Annotated in this window: 22 protein-coding genes; 14 read left to right on the top strand and 8 right to left on the bottom strand. The window is 60.1% G+C overall.

The window, feature by feature from the left end; all coding sequences use genetic code 11:
• Positions 1-7: 7 nt before the first annotated feature.
• From AC1RL4_RS18485 to rluB, 4 genes are all read left to right on the top strand, one after another.
• Positions 8-637 carry an L-threonylcarbamoyladenylate synthase gene (locus tag AC1RL4_RS18485; RefSeq protein ID WP_007938530.1) on the top strand — a complete coding sequence of 210 codons (630 nt, stop codon included), beginning with the start codon at positions 8-10 and terminating at the stop codon, positions 635-637.
• Positions 638-1,462, top strand: a complete 825-nt coding sequence (locus AC1RL4_RS18490) for a segregation and condensation protein A (RefSeq protein WP_007938531.1) — start codon at positions 638-640, stop codon at positions 1,460-1,462.
• Between the two features lie 11 nt (positions 1,463-1,473).
• Positions 1,474-2,460, top strand: coding sequence for an SMC-Scp complex subunit ScpB (gene scpB / locus AC1RL4_RS18495; RefSeq protein WP_028939967.1), 987 nt, complete (start codon positions 1,474-1,476; stop codon positions 2,458-2,460).
• Between the two features lie 193 nt (positions 2,461-2,653).
• On the top strand, positions 2,654-3,919 hold the full coding sequence (gene rluB, locus AC1RL4_RS18500) for a 23S rRNA pseudouridine(2605) synthase RluB (RefSeq protein WP_018929938.1): 1,266 nt from the start codon (positions 2,654-2,656) through the stop codon (positions 3,917-3,919).
• Positions 3,920-4,165: 246 nt separating this feature from the next.
• Here the strand turns inward: rluB and AC1RL4_RS18505 are convergent, their stop codons facing one another.
• Entirely contained in the window at positions 4,166-5,131 is a 966-nt protein-coding gene (locus AC1RL4_RS18505) for a M29 family metallopeptidase (protein ID WP_018929939.1), read from the bottom strand.
• A 67-nt stretch (positions 5,132-5,198) separates the two neighbouring features.
• Positions 5,199-5,336: a hypothetical protein gene (locus AC1RL4_RS18510; protein ID WP_007938535.1), complete on the bottom strand. Its 138-nt coding sequence runs from the start codon at positions 5,334-5,336 to the stop codon at positions 5,199-5,201.
• Between the two features lie 932 nt (positions 5,337-6,268).
• Here AC1RL4_RS18510 and AC1RL4_RS18515 point away from each other — a divergent pair.
• Complete coding sequence (locus tag AC1RL4_RS18515) at positions 6,269-7,690, top strand: amino acid permease (RefSeq protein WP_028939969.1); 1,422 nt, start codon at positions 6,269-6,271, stop codon at positions 7,688-7,690.
• A 207-nt stretch (positions 7,691-7,897) separates the two neighbouring features.
• The gene (gene arfB / locus AC1RL4_RS18520; RefSeq protein WP_007938537.1) at positions 7,898-8,311 is read left to right on the top strand and encodes an alternative ribosome rescue aminoacyl-tRNA hydrolase ArfB; all 414 of its coding nucleotides are present in this window, start codon (positions 7,898-7,900) and stop codon (positions 8,309-8,311) included.
• Here arfB and AC1RL4_RS18525 read toward each other — a convergent pair.
• The 6 genes from AC1RL4_RS18525 to phhA form a co-directional block, all read right to left on the bottom strand.
• Positions 8,308-9,507, bottom strand: coding sequence for an MFS transporter (locus AC1RL4_RS18525; protein WP_028939970.1), 1,200 nt, complete (start codon positions 9,505-9,507; stop codon positions 8,308-8,310). The two genes, arfB and AC1RL4_RS18525, sit on opposite strands and share 4 nt — an antisense overlap.
• Before the next feature lie 104 nt (positions 9,508-9,611).
• Entirely contained in the window at positions 9,612-9,794 is a 183-nt protein-coding gene (locus AC1RL4_RS18530) for a hypothetical protein (protein ID WP_019579540.1), read from the bottom strand.
• A 75-nt stretch (positions 9,795-9,869) separates the two neighbouring features.
• On the bottom strand, positions 9,870-10,001 hold the full coding sequence (locus AC1RL4_RS18535; RefSeq protein WP_007938543.1) for a hypothetical protein: 132 nt from the start codon (positions 9,999-10,001) through the stop codon (positions 9,870-9,872).
• Between the two features lie 315 nt (positions 10,002-10,316).
• A complete protein-coding gene (locus AC1RL4_RS18540; RefSeq protein WP_019579541.1) occupies positions 10,317-11,510 on the bottom strand; it encodes an amino acid aminotransferase in 1,194 nt (397 codons plus the stop codon).
• Complete coding sequence (locus AC1RL4_RS18545) at positions 11,510-11,866, bottom strand: 4a-hydroxytetrahydrobiopterin dehydratase (RefSeq protein ID WP_018929944.1); 357 nt, start codon at positions 11,864-11,866, stop codon at positions 11,510-11,512. Before AC1RL4_RS18545 ends, AC1RL4_RS18540 begins: the two co-directional genes overlap by 1 nt.
• Before the next feature lie 105 nt (positions 11,867-11,971).
• Entirely contained in the window at positions 11,972-12,757 is a 786-nt protein-coding gene (gene phhA / locus AC1RL4_RS18550; RefSeq protein WP_018929945.1) for a phenylalanine 4-monooxygenase, read from the bottom strand.
• Positions 12,758-13,038: 281 nt separating this feature from the next.
• Between phhA and AC1RL4_RS18555 the strand changes: the two genes are divergently transcribed.
• From AC1RL4_RS18555 to AC1RL4_RS18590, 8 genes are all read left to right on the top strand, one after another.
• Positions 13,039-14,601, top strand: coding sequence for a sigma-54-dependent phenylalanine hydroxylase transcriptional regulator PhhR (locus AC1RL4_RS18555; RefSeq protein WP_019579542.1), 1,563 nt, complete (start codon positions 13,039-13,041; stop codon positions 14,599-14,601).
• A 350-nt stretch (positions 14,602-14,951) separates the two neighbouring features.
• Positions 14,952-15,692, top strand: coding sequence for a flagellar basal body rod protein FlgF (locus AC1RL4_RS18560; protein ID WP_019579543.1), 741 nt, complete (start codon positions 14,952-14,954; stop codon positions 15,690-15,692).
• A gap of 45 nt (positions 15,693-15,737) precedes the next feature.
• On the top strand, positions 15,738-16,523 hold the full coding sequence (gene flgG, locus AC1RL4_RS18565; RefSeq protein ID WP_018929947.1) for a flagellar basal-body rod protein FlgG: 786 nt from the start codon (positions 15,738-15,740) through the stop codon (positions 16,521-16,523).
• Between the two features lie 52 nt (positions 16,524-16,575).
• A complete protein-coding gene (gene flgH, locus AC1RL4_RS18570) occupies positions 16,576-17,271 on the top strand; it encodes a flagellar basal body L-ring protein FlgH (RefSeq protein WP_019579544.1) in 696 nt (231 codons plus the stop codon).
• A 27-nt stretch (positions 17,272-17,298) separates the two neighbouring features.
• On the top strand, positions 17,299-18,387 hold the full coding sequence (locus AC1RL4_RS18575) for a flagellar basal body P-ring protein FlgI (RefSeq protein ID WP_032831038.1): 1,089 nt from the start codon (positions 17,299-17,301) through the stop codon (positions 18,385-18,387).
• Positions 18,388-18,398: 11 nt separating this feature from the next.
• On the top strand, positions 18,399-19,697 hold the full coding sequence (flgJ, locus tag AC1RL4_RS18580) for a flagellar assembly peptidoglycan hydrolase FlgJ (RefSeq protein WP_230174851.1): 1,299 nt from the start codon (positions 18,399-18,401) through the stop codon (positions 19,695-19,697).
• Between the two features lie 23 nt (positions 19,698-19,720).
• Entirely contained in the window at positions 19,721-21,781 is a 2,061-nt protein-coding gene (gene flgK / locus AC1RL4_RS18585; protein WP_028939973.1) for a flagellar hook-associated protein FlgK, read from the top strand.
• A gap of 13 nt (positions 21,782-21,794) precedes the next feature.
• On the top strand, positions 21,795-23,360 hold the full coding sequence (locus tag AC1RL4_RS18590; RefSeq protein ID WP_028939974.1) for a flagellar hook-associated protein 3: 1,566 nt from the start codon (positions 21,795-21,797) through the stop codon (positions 23,358-23,360).
• Positions 23,361-23,428: the final 68 nt, after the last annotated feature.

The following is a 23,428-nucleotide window of genomic DNA, read 5'->3' on the forward strand; positions in this document are numbered from 1 at the left end:
AGAAAATGTGAGTCAATTTTTCCAGATTCATCCGGAAAACCCGCAAGCGCGCCTGATCAAACAGGCTGTCGAGATCATCCGCAACGGCGGGGTGGTGATTTATCCCACAGACTCTTCCTACGCCATTGGTTGCCAGATCGGTGACAAGACCGCCGTGGAGCGTGTGCGTCGGTTGCGTCAGCTGGATGAGAAGCACAACTTCGCACTGATCTGCAGCGACCTGTCGCAGCTGGGGCTGTTCGCCAAGATCGACACCGGTACTTTCCGTCTGCTCAAGGCCCACTTGCCGGGGCCTTACACCTTCATCCTCAACGCCACCCGCGAAGTTCCGCGGCTGTTGCTGCACCCGAAAAAACGCACCATCGGCCTGCGCGTACCAAGCCACCCGATTGCGTTGGCGCTGCTGGAAGAGCTCGGCGAACCGCTGATGAGTGTGACCCTGATCATGCCCGGCGACACCGACCCGCTGACCGATCCCTACGAAATGCGCCAGTTGCTGGAGCATCAGGTGGACCTGATCATCGACGGCGGTTTCGGCGGAATCAAGGCGTCCACCGTGATCAACCTCGCTGACGGCGAGCCGGAAGTCATCCGCGTCGGTTGCGGCGACCCTACGCCATTCATGGCCGAGGCGTAGATGTCTGCAGTAGAACCAGAACCCGTCGACAGCCAGGCCGGCGCCCAGCAAGAACTGCCTTTCGCCATGGTCTATGGCCAGGCGGTCATGGAAATGCCGCTGGACCTGTACATCCCGCCGGATGCGCTCGAGGTCTTTCTGGAAGCCTTCGAAGGCCCGCTCGACCTGCTCCTGTACCTGATCCGCAAACAGAACATCAATATCCTCGACATACCGGTGGCGGAAATCACCCGCCAGTACATGGGCTATGTCGAGTTGATGCAGTCGGTGCGCCTGGAACTGGCCGCCGAGTACCTGGTGATGGCCGCGATGCTCGCCGAGATCAAGTCGCGGATGTTGCTGCCGCGGGCCGAAACCATTGAAGACGAGGAAGACGACCCTCGCGCCGAACTGATCCGCCGCTTGCAGGAATACGAACGCTTCAAGGCCGCCGCCGAAGGCATCGATGGGCTGAGCCGCGTCGGCCGCGATGTCGTGGTGCCCAAGCTCGACGCGCCGGAAGCCCGGGCGCGCAAGCTGCTGCCGGACGTGAGCCTGGAAGAGTTGCTGATGTCCATGGCCGAGGTCTTGCGCCGGGGCGACATGTTCGAAAGCCACCAGGTCAGCCGCGAGGCACTGTCCACCCGCGAACGCATGAGCGATGTACTGGAGCGGCTCAAGGGCGGCGGTTTCGTGCCCTTTGTCGAGCTGTTCACCGCTGAAGAAGGGCGCTTGGGGGTGGTGGTGACCTTTATGGCGATCCTCGAACTGGTCAAGGAATCCTTGGTCGAGCTGGTGCAGAATGAGCCGTTCGCGGCGATACATGTGCGAGCCCGAGCCGAATAACGAGTTGAATCATGAACCTGACTGAACCCCGCGAGCTGGCGCCACTGCTTGAAGCCTTTCTGTTGGCCTCGGGAAAACCGCAATCGCTTGAGCGCCTGTTCGAACTCTTCGAAGAAGGCGAGCGGCCTGAACCAGCGGTTTTCAAGAAAGCGCTGACGATTTTGGGCAAATCCTGCGACGGCCGAGCCTTTGAACTGAAGGAAGTCGCCTCCGGGTATCGCCTGCAGATCCGCGAAAAGTTCGCGCCGTGGGTCGGGCGCCTGTGGGAAGAACGGCCACAGCGTTACTCGCGCGCCATGCTCGAAACCATGGCCCTGATTGCCTATCGCCAACCGATCACCCGGGGCGAGATCGAAGACGTGCGCGGCGTGGCAGTCAACAGCCACATCGTCAAAACCCTGCTGGAGCGTGAGTGGATCCGCATCGTCGGTTACCGCGACGTGCCCGGCAAACCGGCGATGTTTGCCACCACCAAAGCGTTTCTCGATCACTTCAACCTGAAGAACCTCGACGACCTGCCGCCGCTGGCGGAGCTGCGCGAGCTGGAGCCCGAACCGATGCTCGAGTTCGACGACGCACCGGTGCCGGCCGGGTTGCAAGAATTGGCGGATGCCAGCGCCGAGCCGGAAGAGCCCAAGGAAGAAACCAGCTTCCACACGCTGTTGCTGGAACTGGACACCATGGAGGAGGGGCTCAAGACCGATTTCGACGATTTGTTGCGCGATGGCGAGTTGACCGAGACTGAAGAGGTATCGGAGCAGCCGGAGCCGGAAGTCGAGGTAGAGCTTCAGGTTGAGGCGTCAGTTGCTGACGAAGAAGAGCAGGAACCAGAGCCTGAGGATGACATTCTTGGCGTTGCCGAGGCTCGCGAGAAACTGCTGGCCGCGGTTGCCGCGCTTGAACAACCCAAGCCCGAACCTGAACTCAGCGATGAAGAAGCCGAAGCCCGGGCCCTGGCCGAAGCGATCGAGGCCGAACGCCGCCAGTTCGAGGATTGAAGTCCGCCAAAAGATCGCAGCCACCGCCGGCCGGCGGAAAAACCAATAACCGACGGTCGATCAGCTAGTCTCTGATGCGCGAACGCTTCCATGAGCGTATGATTCGCGACCCTTTGACGATCCCTTCGTCAAACGACCAGATTTCACATCTTCAGGCCAAGGCCTGAACTTGATCACACCGGGAGGTGCCCAGATGAGTATCAACGACCAGAAAGACGACCAGGAAATCGGCCCAGCAGGCGAAAAACTGCAGAAAGTCCTCGCCCGTATCGGCGTCGGCTCGCGCCGTGACGTAGAAGCCTGGATCAGCCATGGCCGCATCAAGGTCAATGGCAAAGACGCCACCCTTGGCCTGCGCGTCGACCTGCATGACGCCATCACCATCGATGGCAAGGTGATCAAGCGCGAAGAAGCTGCCGAGTCGGTACGCCGCGTGATCATGTACAACAAGCCCGACGGTGAAATCTGCACCCGTGACGACCCGGAAGGTCGTCCGACCGTGTTCGACAAGATGCCGCGCCCGAAAGAAGGTCGCTGGATCAACATCGGTCGCCTGGACATCAACACCACAGGTCTGCTGATGTTCACCACCGACGGTGAGCTGGCCAACCGCCTGATGCACCCGTCCTACGAAATGGACCGTGAATACGCGGTCCGTGTACGTGGTGAAGTCGACGACGAGATGATCGAGCGTCTGAAGGCAGGCGTGGTGCTCGAAGACGGCCCGGCCAAATTCACCGATATCAAGCAGGCACCAGGTGGCGAAGGTTTCAACCACTGGTACCACTGCGTGGTGATGGAAGGTCGTAACCGCGAAGTTCGTCGTCTGTGGGAATCCCAGGGCCTGGTGGTCAGCCGTCTGAAGCGCGTACGTTTCGGTCCGGTGTTCCTCAACTCCGACTTGCCGATGGGTCGCTGGCGCGAAATGAGCCAGCAGGAAGTCGACATTCTGAGTGCTGAAGTCGGCCTGACGCCGGTGGCGATGCCGCAAATGAACGCCAAGAGCAAAGACAAGCTCGAGCGTATGCAGCGCAAATCGTCCCGCCCGGTGGGCAAGACCGAACGCGTACGGACCTTGCGTCCAGCCGCTGGCGCTCCAGCTGCCGGCCCGCGTCCATCTCGCGAGCCGCAGATCGAAGGCGAGCGCCCGGCCCGCAAGCCAGCGCCACGCCAGGACGGCGAGCGCGGTCCACGCACGCCACGTCCGGCCAACGGTCGTACTGAGCGCGGCGAAGGCCGTGGCGCTCCGTCCGGTGGTCGTAGCGATCGCGGTGCGCCTGCCGGCCGTGGTACGCCGGTGGCAGACCGCCCGGCCGACACCAAGCGCCCGGCCAAGCCGGCGCCGAAGAAACGCCCAGGCATCGTGCTGGTCGACAAGGACGCACCATCGGGCAAGCGCCGCGGCGCACCCGCCGGTTCGGGCCAGCGTCCGGGCTTCGGTCGTCGCAAGCCTGAGTAATCGGTAAGCGCAGCATAAAAAACGCCATCCCTCGGGATGGCGTTTTTTTGTGTCTGGCAGAACCGGTTTTCAGTATGCAGGTGGCGTTGTGGCGAGGGAGCTTGCTCCCGCTGGGGCGCGAAGCGGCCCCAAAACCCATTCACCTCGTTATGTCAGGTAACCGCGTCGGCAGGTTTTGCGACTGCTGCGCCCGGGCGCGGATCGGCCGGCGGGAGCAAGCTCCCTCGCCACAGGGGCCGGTGTTGTTCAGAAGACAAACCGCCCATCAAACACCGGCTCATCATCCAGCGCCAACACGCCGCCAGAGAAGATCAGGTCCAGATGATGGCTGCCCTTGGCGCCTCCGCCCAACCCCAAGTGCAAACCGCAATGGCGCTCTTCGAAGCCGGCATTGCGCGCATACAACTCTTTCACACCTTCGTTGGTGCCGATCCCCAACTCCTCGATGCGCCGGTTGGACGGATTGGCGTCCAGGTATTTGTTGAAGTCATGTTCCAGTCCCGGCACATCGGTGGCGATTTTGCTGATGGTCGAGTTCTCGATCCACAACTCCAGCGGTGATTCGAGTACGCCGTACTTGCGGGCAAACGGAATCGTGCTGAGGAACGTTCCCATAAACTTCACCCGGCCATTAATCGCCTCGCTATGGGTGGCAATCTCGCCGGGCGCCAGATCGAAGTTGCCGACACCATTGATGTCGGTCCACTTCTTGATACTGCTCAACGGAGTTTCGAACCACGAGCCGTGATCATCTTTGAAACTTAAAGTGGTGGCGTGGGACATGCGCTGGATCAAGTGGCTGTTCAACCCGGCGATCCGCTGCGGAGTGACACTGAACGTGTCGTAGAAGTAATCGCCGTAATCCTTGAACAGCAACGACTTCTTCCAGTTTTCCGCCATCACGTCTTGCAGCGCACGGACAAAGTCCGGGCCGTCGGGACGCGGGTTGGGCAGGGTGGAAGAGTCGTAGAAGAAAATGTACAGATCGCTGTCGGCAATCGCCTGGGCCAGCAATGCGGTGGGTTCGAGGTCCAGGCGCACTGCGCTGAAGCTGAACCTTGGGCTGTTGCCGGCCTGTTCGGCGATGGCGCCGGTCAGCGCCTCGTAATCAGCGGTATGGCCGAGCAAGACCTTCGCCGGGTTGATGCCGGCAACGGCTGGGTGATGTTCGAGGTAGTAAAGGAAATGCGAGATGGCACGCTGCTTATCCATGGAGTCCTCCCTGACAAACCTGGTAAGTGGCGGGCACGACCGGCCGGATCATGCCCGCCGGGATGTCTTACAGAGGCCACATCGCCGTGCCGAACGGAACAACCGCGTCGGCTTGCATCATTTCAACGGCGGCTTCATGGGTCGGTGCTTCAAACCAATCGTCCAGTTGCAGTTCAGTATCCAAGTCTTTGTCCAGTGCTTGCATGGTGAATCTCCTGAATGACTTTTTCGGTAAGAACAGCGGCGCGTTTTTCATTCATTGAAGAGCGCGTCAACTTGCCGGTCGATGCGGCTCGGCAAGTCGTTGAAAACCTAGTTCACAGGTTTTTGAATTGCAAAAAAATAATTAAACAATTTTCATTTGAACTAATTATTCCATTTTTCAAAAAGTAAATTTCCTAATAAAAAACAGAAAACTAAGTCGGAAAACTCCTTAGGAAGCTTCCTATCGTCAATTTACAGTCGACGGCTCTCTGGATCTGATTTGGAAAGCATGCGTTACGCGCTGTAAATAAATCCTTACGAAAAGCGCGCTCAAACCCCATGGAATGCCGCTGTGGAAAGGGCTGTAAGGAAAACCTGCCGTCCGCCGCCGCGATGGTGCTGTTCAAGGGCTCTGGCGCGCTTGTCTCGGCCTCGATTGAAAGGTGAGATGCGCCCCATGCCTGTCGTGCAGGTGCATAACAAGAAGGAGGCGCAATGAACGCCGTGACTCATCTCCATCTCTCTCCGTGGGGCGATTTTTCCGCTGCCCCCGTCGAAGACCTGCAAAGGTCTGACTCAATTTTTGCAGCCGCCCGAGACCTTCGAGGCGGACACAGGCAATCCCGGCAACCGACGCGCTGATCCAGCGGTGTCTGGCAGCAGGGGGTTACAGGTGTACAATGCGCCGCGTTTTAACTGTGACCCTCTGCGCAACAGCGCAAACCTCAAGGCTATCCGCCTTGTTCACTCCGCCGCGTCACGAGCGTGTCGGGTTCGATTTCGTCACAGATAAAAACAAACAGGTGACGCATGACTGTCGTAAAAACGCTGAACTCCTGGTGCCTGCGCTGGGGTTTGATCGGCGCTGCTTGAAATCGCAACCGAGCAGCTACGTCTACTGAACATCATCAAACCTTGCGTGAGACCCTTTTCATGAGTGGACAAAACTCGCATTCAGGCGAGCTTAAACGCGGCCTGAAAAATCGCCATATTCAACTGATCGCCCTCGGTGGCGCGATCGGTACCGGGCTGTTCCTCGGCTCGGCCGGCGTGCTCAAATCCGCCGGCCCGTCGATGATTCTCGGCTACGCCATTTGCGGCTTCATCGCCTTCATGATCATGCGCCAACTGGGCGAAATGATCGTCGAAGAGCCGGTGGCCGGTTCCTTCAGCCACTTCGCGCACAAATACTGGGGCGGTTTTGCCGGTTTCCTGTCGGGCTGGAACTGCTGGATTCTGTACATCCTGGTGGGCATGTCGGAGCTGACCGCGGTCGGCAAATACATCCACTACTGGGCGCCGGATATCCCGACCTGGGTTTCCGCCGCCGCGTTCTTCGTGCTGATCAATGCGATCAACCTGGCCAACGTCAAAGTCTTCGGTGAGGCCGAGTTCTGGTTCGCGATCATCAAGGTCGTGGCGATCGTTGGCATGATTGCCCTGGGCAGCTATCTGCTGGTCAGCGGCCACGGCGGCCCGCAAGCCTCGGTAACCAACCTGTGGTCCCACGGCGGTTTCTTCCCGAACGGTGTCAGCGGTCTGGTGATGGCCATGGCGATCATCATGTTTTCCTTCGGTGGCCTGGAAATGCTCGGTTTCACCGCCGCTGAAGCCGACAAACCGAAAACCGTGATCCCGAAAGCCATCAACCAGGTGATCTACCGGATCCTGATTTTCTACATCGGTGCGCTGGTGGTCCTGTTGTCGCTGACCCCTTGGGACAGCCTGCTGACGACGCTGAATGCGTCTGGCGATGCCTATAGCGGCAGCCCGTTCGTGCAGGTGTTCTCGATGCTCGGCAGCAACACCGCCGCGCACATCCTCAACTTCGTGGTCCTGACCGCGGCGCTGTCGGTCTACAACAGCGGTACTTACTGCAACAGCCGCATGCTGCTGGGCATGGCCGAGCAGGGCGATGCGCCGAAAGCCTTGTCGAAGATCGACAAGCGTGGCGTGCCGGTACGTTCGATCCTGGCGTCGGCCGCTGTGACATTGATCGCGGTATTGCTGAACTACCTGATCCCGCAAAACGCGCTGGAACTGTTGATGTCGTTGGTGGTTGCGACCCTGGTGATCAACTGGGCGATGATCAGCTTCTCGCACTTCAAGTTCCGCCAGCACATGAACAAGACCCGGCAGACGCCGCTGTTCAAGGCCCTGTGGTACCCGTACGGCAACTACATCTGCCTGGCGTTCGTGGTGTTCATCCTCGGCGTGATGCTGCTGATCCCGGGCATCCAGGTCTCGGTGTATGCGATTCCGGTGTGGGTCGCGTTCATGTGGATCTGCTACGGCATCAAGAACAAGCGCAGTGCGCAGCAGGCGTTGCAGGTTGCGGGTTCCGCTGCCAAGTAAGTGCAAAACGCAGAAACAACAAACCCGGCCATGTGCCGGGTTTTTTGTGGGCGATAAAAAACTTTGAATTTGCATGAAACCTGTAGAAGCGAGGCTTGCCCGCGAAGAGGACGCCACGGTTTATCAGGCAAACCGCGTTATCGTTCTTCGCGGGCAAGCCTCGCTCCTACAAGGTATTCTGGCGGTCCTGATATCGGACTTTTTTCCATGCTGGTGATTTCCAACAACGTGCATCTGCCGGATGCCGAGATCGAGTTGACGGCCATTCGCGCCCAGGGCGCCGGTGGGCAGAACGTCAACAAGGTCTCCAGTGCGGTGCACCTGCGCTTCGACATTCCGGCCTCGTCCCTGCCCGAGTTTTACAAGGAACGGCTGCTGGCGTTGCGCGACAGTCGCATCACCAGCGAAGGGGTGTTGATCATCAAGGCCCAGCAATACCGCACGCAGGAGCAGAACCGCGCCGATGCGCTGGAGCGTCTGACCGAGTTGATCCTCAGCGCTACCAAAGTGGAAAAGAAACGCCGTCCGACCAAGCCGACTCTGGGCTCGAAAAAGCGTCGGCTCGAATCCAAGACCAAGCGCGGCAGCATCAAGGCCGGGCGGGGCAAGGTGGATTTTTAGTGGGCCTCACGCTCTTCCCGATACTTGGGTGCCTGCCGGTACAAGTAAACGCTCAACATCAATCCGCTCAAAGCGGCGAGGGCGGCGAACAGGAAGATCGAGGCAAACCCGAATCCTGCAGCAATCGCACCCGCCAGCGGTCCGGTAATCCCCAGTGACAAATCGATAAACAGCGAATAGGCCCCAACTGCTGCGCCACGGCTGGAGGCCGGCACCAGGTTGACCGCTTCCACGCCCAGGGCCGGGAACACCAGCGAAAAACCGAAACCGCTCAGCGCTGCACCGGCCAGTGCCCAATGGGCATCCGGCGCCAGCCACAGCAGCAACAGCCCGAGGGTTTCCACCGAGAGGCAGGCAATCGCCACGCGAAAGCCGCCGAGGCGGTTGATCAGGTTGCCGAACAGCAACCGTGCGCCAATGAAACTGGCGCCGAACAAACTCAAGGACAGCACCGCGTTGGACCAATGCTGAGTGGCGTAATACAGGGTGATGAAGGTCGCGATGGTGCCAAAACCGATGGAGCCCAGTGCCAGGCCGCAGCCATGAGGGAACACCCGTCCCAGCACATGCATGAACGGCAAACGCTCACCGGCGACAATCGGCGCCGCGGTTTTCGGCCAGGCCAGCGCCACACCCAGCACGGCCAGCAGCACGATGCTCACGCCCATGCTCCACAAACCCAATTGACTCACCAGCAGCACCCCCAGTGGTGCGCCGACCGCCAACGCGCCGTAACTGGCGATGCCGTTCCAGGAGATGACCTTGGCGGTGTTCGCCGCGCCGACCCGGCCGATGCCCCAGCCGATCGACCCGGAGCCGACCAGGCTTTCCGCGCTGCCGAGTATCAGGCGGCCAATCAACAGGCTGATCAAACTCAGTATCGGCAGGCTTTGCGTCCAGGCCGAAATCAGCATGAACACACCGCTCAAACCACAGCCGGCGAGGCCATACATCACCGCCAGTTTGCTGCCCTTGTTATCGATGATGCGCCCTGCGTAAGGGCGGCTGAGGAGGGTGGCCAGGTATTGCACGCTGATCACCAGCCCGGCGATCACCGCGCCGAAGCCGAGGTCGCTGTGGACGTAGCCCGGCAATACGGCCAGGGGAATACCGATATTGAGGTAACCGATGAAAGTGAACAGGACGATGGAAACGACTTGCAGCGTGACCGCCAGGGGGCGCTGGGTTTCAGACATGGTTAAAAGGTCCACGGGGCAGCAGGATAGATAGGCTGCTTATGATAGCGGCGTGGACGGTCGCAGGGCGTGAAAAAGTAAAACTAATTGCCGAACGGGATGAATCAGGATTTTGCGGGGGCGACCAGTTGCGTCGTGACCAGGGCGGCCAGGGCATTTTCTTCGCTGCCGAAGCGGGCCAGCAGGGCGGCTTGTTTCTCAGGGGAAAGACGGTTCCAGATGTCGATCATCTTCTCGGCGGTGCCGATCAGGACGCTGGCCTGGGCTTCAGTGAAATCATCGCTCATGGTGCGGGCTCGCAGTTCAGGCAGTGTGGAAAGCGCATGTTAGCGCTTTCCACACGGTCTGGCATTGCAGGTGTATCAGTCTTCTCTGTCGGCCTGGCGGCGTTCAGGTGCTTCTTTCGGCTCGGGCTGTTGGGCGCCGGCTTGTTGCGTGGTTGTCTGCTCAGTTTCGTGCAGGCTTGGGAAGGGGAGATTAGGGATCTCGTGCATGTTTCGCGCTCCTCGCTAAGTCTGTTGATAGATCTGGTAGATCCGCGCTTTTAAAAAAGCCTGGGCAGGATACAGCAGGAAAAATGACAAATAGACTTTATATCCAATTGTTACGACGGATGGGATTGTCTAGACAGGTCAGCAGGAGGTGAAGACCCACTGTGGCGAGGGAGCTTGCTCCCGCTGGGTCGCTGAGCGGCCCCAATGCAGGCAATGGGTTCTTTGCGTTAGAACTCGGTTGCAGTTTTTTGCGACCGCTACGCGCTCGAGCGGGAGCAAGCTCCCTCGCCACAGGGAGCTCGCCATTGCATCGGGTTACTTGCAGACGTCAGCGATGGCCTCGGCCAGCAGGTCCAGGCGTGTCGCATCGATCCCCGCCACGTTCGCCCGGCCCGAGCTGACCATGTACACACTGTGATGTTCGCGCAGTTGCTTGACCTGCTCCGGCGACAAACCGGTGTAGGAAAACATCCCGCGTTGCACACCAATGTGCGCAAACCGCTCGCGCAAGCCGTGGGGTTCGAGCGCTTCGACCAGACCGTTGCGCAGCTGGGCGATGCGCAAACGCATGGCTTCCACTTCGTCGGCCCAGCGGCTTTTCAGCTCTGGATCGCCAAGGATGGTCGCGACTACGGCGGCGCCGTGATCCGGCGGTGTCGACCACAGGTTGCGGGCGATGTTGGCCAGTTGGCTGCGGATGTCCACCAGCTTGTCGGCGGTTTGCGCGCAGACAATCAGCGCACCGGTGCGGTCGCGGTACAGGCCGAAGTTCTTCGAGCAGGAACTGGTGATCAACACTTCCGGCAACTCGGCGGCGAACAGCCGGGTCGACCAGGCATCGTGCTCCAGGCCATCGCCGAAGCCCTGATAGGCGAAGTCGATCAGCGGCAGCAAGTCGCGACTGCGCACCACGTCCAGCACCCGGCGCCAATCGTCATGGGACAGGTCGAAACCGGTCGGGTTGTGGCAGCAGGCGTGCAGCAGCACCACATCGCCCTTCGGTGCTTGATTGAGCACTTCGAGCATCGCTTCGACATCGAGACGGTTATCGCTGCCCACGTACGGGTAGTGACTGACCTTGACCCCGGCCGTCGCAAAAATCGTTTCGTGGATCGGCCAGGTCGGGCTGCTCAGCCACACGCCACGGCCCGGCAGGCACTGGGCGATGAAGTCGGCGCTCAAGCGCAGCGCACCGGTGCCGCCCGGCGTTTGCGTGGCGCCGGCCCGTTGCTCGGCGATCAGCGCCGAATCAGCACCCAGCACAAGCTCGTTGATGACTTTGCCGAACGCTGCATCGCCGTGGCCGCCGATGTAAGTCTTGGTGGCCTGGCGATCCACCAGGCGCTGCTCGGCAAGCTTCACCGCTTCCAGGATTGGTGTCAGGCCCTGGGCATCTTTGTAGACACCCACGCCAAGGTCGAACTTGCGCGGGTTAGGGTCCTGCGCATAGGCCTCCATCAGGCCGAGAATCGGGTCGCCGGGTACTCGGCCGATGGCGTCGAAATGCATTATTTGCGGCCCTCGGCGTCTTTGGCCACTTCGTCAGTGCGCGCGGCCATGATGAAGTCGTTGCGGTGCAGGCCCTTGATGGAGTGGCTCCACCAGGTCACGGTGACTTTGCCCCACTCGGTCAGCAGGCCCGGGTGGTGACCTTCGGCCTCGGAGATTTCGCCAACGGCGTTGGTGAACGCCAGCGCGTGCTTGAAGTTCTTGAACAGGAAAACTTTTTCCAACTGCATCACACCGTCGCGCACTTCGATGTTCCAGTCAGGGATCTGCTTGATCAGGATCGGCAGTTCTTCGTCGCTGACCTGAGGGGCGTCGGCGCGGCAGGCTTCGCAATGGGCTTGGTTCAATGTGGACATGATGTGTTCCTGAAATCGAGTGTTTTGAAAAACGGTCGTCAGTGGGACCACGCTAAAGCAAAGCGGCGATCCGTAACAGACTCACTTGATGCCAAAAGTCGCGGGTCACGCAGCTTTTGGCGGAAATTTCGGTGCGTGCAACCCAAGCTGCATGCCTTGTTTGACCATGCCCATGATGTCTTCGTGGGCCAGATCGAACAGGCGCTTGAGGTTCGGCAGGACAAAGTACAGCGGCTGCAGAATGTCGATGCGGTACGGCGTACGCATGCATTCCAGTGGGTCGAAGGCCTGATGCTCAGGTGCGTCCGACAGGGCGTAAACAGTTTCTTTCGGCGAGGACAGAATGCCGCCGCCATAGATGCGCAGGCCTTGCGGTGTGTCGACCAGGCCGAACTCGATGGTCATCCAGTACAGACGCGCCAGGTACACGCGCTCTTCCTTGGAAGCCTGTAGGCCGAGTTTGCCGTAGGTGTGGGTGAATTCGGCGAACCAGGGGTTGGTCAGCAACGGGCAGTGGCCGAAGATCTCGTGGAAAATGTCCGGCTCTTGCAGGTAATCCAGCTCTTCGCGGGTACGAATAAAGGTCGCCACCGGAAACTGCTTGTTCGCCAGCAATTCGAAAAAGGTCTGGAAGGGAATCAGCGCGGGCACCCGGGCAACTTGCCAGCCGGTGGTTTCACCGAGGACTTTGTTGATTTCACCGAGTTGCGGAATGCGGTCGTGGGGCAGACCGAGTTTTTCGATACCGTCCAGGTATTCCTGGCATGCACGACCCTCGACCACTTTCAGTTGGCGAGTGATCAGCGTATTCCACACCGCGTGTTCTTCAGCGGGGTAGTCGATAAAACCTTGCGCATCGGGCTCGCGAGCCACGTATTGCGTCTGCTTCATACTGCTCTCCTGCTAGGGGATACGTTCTTGTTTTATGTCCTGCTCTGGAATTAGAGATACGCCAAGGTGTGCGACTTTGCAGCAGGTGATCCGCGCGTTAAGTGGGAAAAATCCATGCTTTTCGTAAAGTATTCGTTACGGTTTTGCTGCTGTGGCGTAAGTATTGATATTTCCGTGTTTGAAATGGATCACGGGTGTCACATAATCTTGACGACTAACTTGGTGTTCGCGCAGAAATTTCCTTGCGTCGGGCCTCGATCACCCCTGTTACGGGCCTTTATATGCGTATCAAAGTTCACTGCCAGAACCGCATCGGTATCCTGCGCGACATTCTCAACCTGTTGGTCGAGTACGGGATCAACGTCGCTCGTGGCGAGGTGGGTGGTGAGCATGGCAATGCGATCTATCTGCACTGTCCGAACCTGATCAACATTCAGTTCCAGGCGTTGCGGCCCAAGTTCGAGGCGATTGGCGGGGTGTTCGGCGTCAAGCGTGTAGGGCTGATGCCCAGCGAGCGTCGGCACATGGAGCTTAATGCCTTGCTCGGTGCCCTGGAGTTTCCGGTGCTGTCGATCGACATGGGCGGCTCCATCGTCGCGGCCAACCGTGCGGCGGCGCAGTTGCTCGGGGTGCGGGTAGATGAGGTGCCGGGGATTCCGTTGTCGCGGTATGCCGAAGACTTCGACTTGCCGGAACTGGTGCGCGCCAACAAGTCGCGGATCAACGGCTTGCGGGTGAAGGTCAAGGGTGACGTGTTCCTCGCCGACATCGCGCCGCTGCAATCGGAGCATGACGAAAGCGAGGCCATGGCCGGTGCGGTGTTGACGCTGCACCGGGCGGACCGGGTGGGCGAGCGCATCTATAACGTGCGCAAACAGGAGTTGCGCGGCTTCGACAGCATTTTCCAAAGTTCGAAAGTGATGGCGGCGGTGGTTCGCGAAGCGCGGCGCATGGCACCACTGGATGCGCCGCTATTGATCGAAGGCGAAACCGGCACCGGCAAAGAGTTGTTGGCGCGGGCTTGTCACCTGGCGAGCCCGCGTGGGCAATCACCGCTGATGGCGCTCAACTGCGCCGGCCTGCCTGAGTCCATGGCCGAGACTGAATTGTTCGGCTACGGCCCCGGCGCCTTCGAAGGGGCGCGGGCCGAAGGCAAGCTCGGGCTCCTGGAGCTGACGGCGGGCGGTACGTTGTTTCTCGATGGCGTCGGCGAAATGAGCCCGCGCTTGCAGGTGAAATTGCTGCGCTTTCTGCAGGACGGTTGCTTCCGTCGTGTTGGCAGCGATGAAGAGGTCTATCTGGATGTGCGGGTGATCTGCGCGACTCAGGTGGACTTGTCCGAGCTGTGTGCTCGCGGTGAGTTTCGCCAGGACTTGTACCACCGCTTGAACGTGCTCTCGCTGCACATCCCGCCGCTGCGCGAATGCCTCGACGGACTGGCGCCGCTGGTGGAGCACTTCCTCGATCAGGCCAGTCGACAGATCGGTTGCCCACTGCCGAAACTGGCGCCGGCGGCGATGGAACGGCTCAGTCACTATCACTGGCCGGGTAACGTGCGGCAGTTGGAAAACGTGCTGTTTCAGGCGGTTTCCCTGTGCGAGGGCGGCACCGTCAAAGCCGAGCACATTCGTCTGCCGGACTACGGCGTGCGTCAGCCGCTTGGCGATTTCTCCCTCGAGGGCGGGCTGGACGAGATTGTCGGGCGCTTCGAGAAAGCGGTGCTGGAGCGCTTGTATTCCGAGTATCCGAGCAGTCGGCAACTGGGCAAGCGACTGGGGGTTTCCCATACCACCATTGCCAATAAGTTACGCGAGTATGAGGTGGGCAAAGAGCCGGGTGTTTAAACCTGTGGCGAGGGGGCTTGCCCCCGTTGGGTTGCGAAGCGGCCCCAAATGCAGCAACCGTATAGTGTCAGGTAAAACGCGTCGGATGATTTTGCGGCCGCTTCGCAACCGAACGGGGGCAAGCCCCCTCGCCACAGAGTTCTGTGTTGACTGCAAAGGTCGATGCTTGCCGTAAGCGGCATGACACCGCCGGTTTTTCGTCTTCGATTCATTCCCCCATTCCTCTCTAAACCCCTCAAGTCCTTTGTTTGCCGGGCCCGGCGCCGCCAGAAAAAAGTTGGTCTGCAAATTGCTTATGGCTCAGCAGTACAGCGGTGGGCGGCAAACGTCCGGCATGCAGAGGAAAGAGTGTGGACAAGTACCTTTATGTGGCAATGACCGGCGCCAGCCAGAATGCACTGGCGCAGAAGGCTCATGCCAACAACCTGGCGAACATCTCTACCAATGGTTTTCAGAAGGACCTGGAGCAGGCCCGTTCGATGCCGGTGTTTGGTGACAGCTTTCCGGCGCGTGCGTTTGCCATGAGCGAACGTCCGGCTACCGACTTCTCCCCGGGCGCCCTGGTGCAAACCGGTCGCGACCTCGATGTCGCGGTGCAAGGCAACGGCTGGATCGCCGTGCAAAACCCCGATGGCGGTGAAAGCTACGTGCGCACCGGTAGCCTGAACGTTGACGCGCTGGGCGTACTGCGCGCCGGCAACGGCATGCCGGTGATGGGCAATGGCGGGCCGATTGCCGTGCCGCCCGAGCAGCAGATCGAAGTTGGCGAAGACGGCACCGTCAGCATCCGTGCGATGGGTGAAGGCCCGCGGGTGATGGCCGAAGTCGACCGCATCAAACTGGTCAACCCGGACTTCAAGAACATGACCAAAGGCCTGGACGGTTCGATCCACACCAAGGACGGCAAGCCGGCGCAAGCCGATGCCGGCGTCAAACTGGTGTCTGGGTTTCTCGAGTCGAGCAACGTCAATGCCGTGGAAGAAATGACTTCGGTACTGGCGCTGGCCAAGCAGTTCGAGCTGCACATCAAGATGATGAACACCGCCAAAGACGATGACCAGGCCATGGCTCGGGTCTTGCAGATCAGCTAATTATCAGAACGTCGCGCCGTAAAACAGGCGCACGAGGAGAAACGAATGCTTCCGGCTCTATGGGTTGCCAAAACAGGTCTGTCCGCCCAGGACACCAACCTCACCACCATTTCCAACAACCTGGCGAACGTATCGACCACGGGTTTCAAACGTGACCGCGCCGAGTTCCAGGACTTGCTGTATCAGATCAAACGCCAGCCAGGCGCCCAGTCGACCCAGGACAGCGAACTGCCGTCGGGTCTGCAAGTGGGTACCGGTGTGCGCATCGTCGGCACCCAGAAAAACTTCACCGCCGGCAGCCTGCAAACCACCGAGCAGCCATTGGACATGGCCATCGACGGTCGCGGTTTCTTCCAGATCCTGCAGCCCGATGGCACCACGTCCTACACCCGTGACGGTACCTTCCACCTGGATTCCAACGGCCAGATCGTCAACGCCAGCGGCTTTGCCCTGGAGCCGGCCATTGTCATTCCGAACAACGCCCAGACGTTCACCGTTGGTCGTGACGGCACCGTGTCCATCACCGTTGCCGGCAACCCCGCCTCCCAGGTGATCGGCAACCTGCAAACCGCCGACTTCATCAACCCGGCCGGCCTGCAAGCGGTGGGTAACAACCTGTTCCTGGAAACCGCTGCCAGTGGCGCGCCGCAAGTCGGCACCCCGGGCCTGGCCGGTTTTGGCACCACGCTGCAGAACACTCTGGAAACGTCCAACGTCAGCACCGTTGAAGAGATGGTCAACATGATCACCACTCAGCGCGCCTACGAGATGAACTCCAAAGTGATCTCCACCGCCGACCAGATGCTCTCGTTCGTAACGCAGAATCTGTAATCAAGTCTATGAGGCGGCCATGAGGTCGCCTGCAACACCGTGAGGTAGGGTCATGAATCGCTTCGTATCTGTTCTGGCACTGAGTGGGGTCGCCGCGCTGGCGGGGTGCGTCGGTCCGACGCCAAAGCCCAATGACCCTTACTACGCCCCGGTGTTGCCGCGCACGCCGCTGCCGGCTGCCGCCAATAACGGCTCGATCTACCAGGCCGGTTTCGAACAGAACCTGTACAGCGACCGCAAGGCGTTCCGGGTCGGTGACATCATCACCATCACCCTGAACGAGCGCACCCAGGCGAGCAAGAACGCCAACTCGCAGATGGACAAGAACAGCGACAACAAGATCGGCCTGACCTCGCTGTTCGGCTCCAGCCTGACCACCAATAATCCGGTCGGTGGCAACGACCTGAGTCTGAACGCCGGCTATAGCGCCGACCGCTCAACGAAGGGCGATAGCAAGTCCGGTCAGAGCAACAGCCTGACCGGCTCGATCACTGTGACCGTTGCCGACGTGTTGCCCAACGGCATCATCGCTGTACGCGGCGAGAAGTGGCTGACTCTCAACACCGGTGACGAATTGGTACGGATTGCCGGCCTCGTTCGTGCCGATGACATCGCCACCGATAACACCGTGTCGTCGACCCGCGTCGCCGATGCACGCATCACCTATTCGGGCACCGGTGCGTTTGCCGATGCGAGTCAGCCAGGCTGGTTCGACCGTTTCTTCCTCAGCCCGCTGTTCCCTTTCTAGGTGGCTACGTTGAATCTGAAAAGCCTTATGGTGGGCGTCCTGTTGCTGACGGCGGCCTTCGATGCTCAAGCCGAACGGTTGAAGGACATCGCCAGTATTTCCGGTGTGCGTTCCAACCAATTGATCGGCTATGGCCTGGTGGTCGGGCTTAACGGCACCGGTGACCAGACGACCCAGACCCCGTTCACCCTGCAGACCTTCAACAACATGCTCTCGCAGTTCGGCATCAAGGTGCCGCCAGGTTCCGGCAACGTGCAATTGAAGAACGTCGCGGCCGTGTCGATCAGCGCCGATTTGCCAGCGTTCGCCAAGCCAGGTCAGCAGATAGATATCACCGTAGCGTCCATCGGTAACTCCAAGAGCCTGCGCGGCGGCACCTTGCTGTTGACGCCGCTCAAAGGTATCGATGGCAACGTCTACGCCGTCGCTCAGGGCAATCTGGTGGTCGGTGGTTTCGATGCCGAAGGTCGTGACGGTTCGAAGATCACCGTCAACGTTCCGTCGGCCGGTCGCATCCCCGGCGGTGCGTCGGTCGAGCGTGCCGTACCGAGCGGCTTCAATCAGGGCAACAGCCTGACCCTGAACCTCAACCGTTCGGACTTCACCACGGCCAAGCGCATCGTCGACAAGATCAACGACATGCTTGGCCCTGGCGTCGCTCAGGCCATCGATGGCGGCTCGATCCGCGTGACTGCGCCACTCGATCCGAGCCAGCGGGTCGACTATTTGTCGATCCTCGAAAACCTCGAAGTCGATCCGGGTCAGGCGGTGGCGAAAGTCATCATCAACTCGCGCACCGGCACCATCGTGATCGGCCAGAACGTCAAGGTTTCCCCGGCTGCCGTGACCCACGGCAGCCTGACCGTGACCATCACCGAAGACCCGATCGTCAGCCAGCCCGGCCCTCTGTCCAACGGGCAGACGGCGGTCGTGCCGCGTTCGCGGGTCAACGCTCAGCAAGAAGCCAAGCCGATGTTCAAGTTCGGCCCTGGCACCACCCTCGACGAGATCGTTCGTGCGGTGAACCAGGTCGGCGCAGCGCCGGGTGACTTGATGGCGATCCTCGAAGCGTTGAAACAGGCCGGCGCGTTGCAAGCCGACCTGATCGTGATCTGAGGACGGCGATCATGGATATGCGCAAAAGCGGTCTGGTCAGCAGCAGCGATTCGGGTTCTTACTCGGACCTGAATCGTTTGAACCAGCTCAAGGTCGGCGACAAGAACAGCGATGCGAACATGCGCAAAGTGGCGCAGGAATTCGAGTCGCTGTTCCTCGGTGAAATGCTCAAGTCCATGCGCTCGGCCACCGAAGCGCTGGGCAAGGATAATCCGCTCAACACGCCGGCAGCCAAGCAATACCAGGAAATGTACGACCAGCAGTTGGCCGTTTCCCTGTCCCGCGAAGGTGGCGGTATTGGTCTGGCTGACGTGCTGATGCGCCAGATGTCGAAGAACAAACCGTTGGCACCGGGTGAGGCTGCTGCAGCGTCTGCCGCCAAGCAAGCCGCCGCGAAGGCCGCCGTGGAAACACCGATTGCCGCCGGTACGGTTGCCACCAATGGGCCGCTGTCGCGCCTCAACGGCGAGCGCCCGTTGTGGGCTTCACGCGCGGTGAGGACGCCGGCAGGTGCGGGCGAGGGCGCACACCGCAACGACATGGCGCTGATCAATCAGCGGCGTCTGGCGCTGCCACCGAAACTGGCCGACCGTTTGCTCGCCGGGTTGGTGCCATCGGCATCGACCACGGCGACAACCGCCACCGCAACGCAGAACAAAATCCAGGTGCCGCCGAGCACCGCGACCGGTTCCGGCCCGCTGTACAACGGCGATTGGCTGGCTTCGCAAACGGATACGACCTCCAGCGGGCGCCTGCAGATTTATGGTCGTGCCATGGCTCAAATCCCCCTGGCGCCAGCGAAGAAAGCCTTCAGTTCCGCCGACGAATTCGTCAACACCATGCTGCCAATGGCCAAAGAAGCCGCCGACCGTATCGGTGTCGATCCGCGTTACCTGGTGGCTCAGGCCGCCCTGGAAACCGGTTGGGGCAAATCGGTCATGCGCGCCCAGGATGGCAGCAGTAGCCACAACCTGTTCGGGATCAAGGCCAGTGGTAACTGGAAGGGCGATTCGGCGCGGGCGATCACCAGCGAATTCAGAAATGGCCAGATGGTCAAGGAGACGGCCGAGTTCCGTTCCTACGCTTCTTACAAGGACAGTTTCCATGACCTTGTGACCCTGCTGCAAAGCAACAATCGCTATCAAGATGTGCTGAAGTCGGCCGATAACCCAGAACAGTTTGTACGCGAGTTGCAAAAAGCCGGGTATGCAACCGACCCGGATTACGCAAGCAAGATTTCGCAGATAGCCAAGCAGATGACGAGTTACCAAAACTACGCTGCAGCGGGCGCTTCCACTACGCCTTTATAGGCACAAGGCATAAGGTTTGAATCATGAGTTTGCTCAACATCGGGATGTCGGGTTTATCCGCAGGCCAAAGCGCGTTGATGGTGACCGGTAACAACATTGCCAACGCCGACACCGCAGGCTACTCGCGTCAGCAAACCGTGCAGGGCAGCAAGGCCTCGAATCAGTTCGGCAATGTCTACATCGGCACGGGTACGACCCTGGCCGATGTGCGTCGGGTGTACAACAGCTACCTCGATGCGCAACTGCAAACCACCACCTCGCTCAACAGCGACTCGGCTGCCTATGCCGGACAGATCAGCCCGCTCGATAAGTTGCTGTCGGACAGCGGCACCGGCCTCAACGGCGCCCTGACCAAGTTCTTCGCCTCGGTACAGAACGTCAACGCGAAACCTGGTGACGATGCTTCCCGCCAACTGCTGCTCAGCGACGCGCAAGCCCTGAGTAACCGTTTCAACTCGATCTCCAGCCAGTTGACCGCGCAGAACGCGGACATCAACGGCAACCTGGCGGACATGGCCGATCAGGTCAACAAACTGGCGGCCACCGTGGCCCAGTTGAACCAGAAGATCTCCGAAGTTTCCAACGCCGGCGGCCAGCCCAACGACTTGCTCGACGCGCGCAACGAGACCGTGCGCCAGTTGTCCACCTTCACCGGTGCGCAAGTGATCGAGCGTGACGGTAACCTCGACATTTACCTGGGCAGCGGTCAGCCGCTGGTCATGGGCAGCACTGCCAGCAAGCTGGAAGTGGTGCCGAGTAAAGACGATCCGTCGCGTTCGGCCATTCAGCTCAATCGAGGTTCGAGCACCATCGATATCACCTCGGTGATGACCGGTGGCGAGATGGGCGGCTTGCTGCGTTATCGCAGCACCGTGCTGGACCCGGCCATGAATGAACTGGGGCGTGTGGCGCTGGTCGTTGCCGATCAGATGAACACCGTCCAGGCCCAGGGCATCGACAAGAACGGTGACTTCGGCTCGAACCTGTTCAATAGCATCAACACCGCAGCGCAAATGGCTCAGCGCAGCGTTGCCACGGTCGGCAACAGCGCCGGCTCAGGCAACTTCGATGTGAGCATCGAGGACAGCGGCAAGCTGACCATCAACGATTACAAGGTCACCTTCACCAGCGCCACCAACTACACCGTGCAGCGTCTGCCTGAAGGCACCGCCATGGGCGCGTTCAGCACGCTGACCACGCCACCGCCGGTGATCGATGGTTTCTCCATGACACTTTCCGGTGGCACAGCAGCCGCCGGCGACACGTTCAAGATCACCCCGACCCGCAACGCGGCGACCAACATCAAGACCGAGATGACCGACTCCAAACGTCTGGCCATCGCGGCACCGTTGGGCGCGGCCATTGCAGCGGGCGGCAGCGGCACACTGACGATTCCGGCCAGCGGTCAACCGACCCTGACCACCAAGTTCGATATCTACGACACGGCGACCACCACCACAATCCAGAACGGCCTGAAGACTTCGACGCCGGTCAAGATCGTGTTCGGTGCGGCCGGTGGTACGACTCAGACTTACCAAATGCTCGATGCCCAAGGCAACGCGCTCAGCAGCGGCACCATCGTGCCGGGCCAGAACAATACGCTGAGCCTGACCATTCCGCTGGTCGACGGCACCGGTGCCGCGATCAATGATCCGGGACCGCCCATCGTGCAGCGCACTGTGTCGTTTGACATGACCGTGGCCGGTTCGCCAGGTAACGGCACCGCGATCAACGTATCGCTCAGCCAGCCGGGCACGCTGGACAACCGCAACGGCACCGTACTGGCCGGCTTGCAGACCAAGCAGACCGTGGATACCGGTTCCGCCAGCAAAGGCATTTCCCTGACTGACGCCTACGGCAAACTGGTCGAAGGCGTCGGCGCCAAGGCCGCGCAAGGCAAGCTCGACAGTGCCGCGACCACCGCCATCCTGGCCAATGCCAAGGGTGCTCGTGATTCGCTGTCGGGTGTCGACCTCGATGAGGAAACCGGCAATCTGGTCAAGTATCAGCAGTACTACACCGCCTCTTCGCAGATCATCAAGGCTGCGCAGGAAATCTTCAGCACACTGATCAACAGTCTTTAAGGAGTCGTAGCTCATGCGCATTTCTACCGCCCAGTTTTACGAGTCCTCTGCTGCCAACTATCAGAAGAACTTTTCCAACGTGGTCAAGAGCAGCGAAGAGGCCAGCAGCCTGGTTCGTGTGAATACCGCAGCGGACGATCCGGTCGGCGCTTCGCGTCTGCTGCAATTGGGTCAGCAGGCTTCGATGCTCGATCAGTACGAGGCTAACGCCACGACCATCAAGGGGACCCTGGGCACCACCGAAGCGGTGATGAGCAGCATTGGCAACGTATTGCAGCGCGCCAGGGAACTGGCGGTGGGTGCCGGTAACGCCGGTTACACCGACGCCGACCGCCAGGCCAACGCATCGGAGTTGGGGCAGATCGAAGAGCAGCTGCTGAGCCTGATGAACAGCAAGGACGAGAATGGCAAATACATCTTCGCCGGCTCCAAGGGCGACACTGTGCCGTTCACCCGCAACAACGATGGCACCTACAGCTACAACGGTGACCAGGTGACGCTTGACCTGGCAATCGGCGACACCATGTCGATGGCCACCAACAGCACCGGTTGGGACGTATTCCAGCAGGCGATCAACACCAGTCGCAGCGAGGTCACCCAGACTGCGCCGGTCGTGGATGACGGCCGTGTGACCCTGTCCAACGGCCAGGTGTCGTCGAACGTCACCTACAACGCCAAGTTCCGCAGTGGTGAGCCATACACCGTGGACTTCGTCAGCGGCACACAGCTGAAAATCACTGACTCGCTCGGCAACGACGTAACCGCCGAAGCCAGCCAGGGCGGCGCATTCGATCCTGCCAGCAAGGCGGGCCAGGCCGTCTCTTTCCGTGGCGTCGAGCTGACCCTGAACATCAACCTGAGCGCTGGTGATACGGCGGCGACTGTGCTGCCTGGCCACACTTTCACCCTGGCGGCCAAGCCGGATACCTTCAGCGCAACCGGCAGCCCTGGCAACCCTTCGACAGCGCAGATTACCGCCAGCAATATCACCAACCCAGTGAATTACCACGCCAGTTTTCCTAGCGGCTCAGCGGTCCTGAAGTTCACCAGTGCCACCGCCTTCGAACTGTACGCAGCGCCATTGACGGCAAGCAGCAAGCCGGTATCGACCGGGACTATGGCCGGTAGCGTCGCCACCGCCTCGGGTGTGAGCTTCACTGTCAGCGGTACTCCGGCTGCGAACGATCAGTTCAGCATTGCGGTCAACACCCACGAAACCCAGAACATTCTGGACACCGTGAACCAGTTGAAAACCGCACTGAATACACCCACCAACGGTAACCCGATCGCCATACAGAAACTGCAAGCGTCACTGGCTTCTGGTGTTGCCAACCTGGCCAGCGGTACGGATCAGCTGTCCAGCGCCTTGAGCTCTGTCGGTGGGCGCGGTGCTGCCCTGGACACCCAGAGCGATACCAACCAGAGCCTGAAACTGGCCAATGCCCAGACCCAGTCGTCGATCCGCGATTCCGATCCGGCTGAAGTGATGACCCGTCTGACCTTGCAGCAGACCATGTTGCAGGCCTCGCAACTGGCCTTCAGCAAAATTGCTCAGTTGGGCCTGTTCAACAAGGTCTGAGCCGGCGTCTGCCGAGCTGCCAACCGTCTTTTTCCAAGCGGTTACGGGGTCTCTGCCTGAAAGGGTAG

Source organism: Pseudomonas sp. GW822-FHT07A10, from assembly GCF_058798795.1.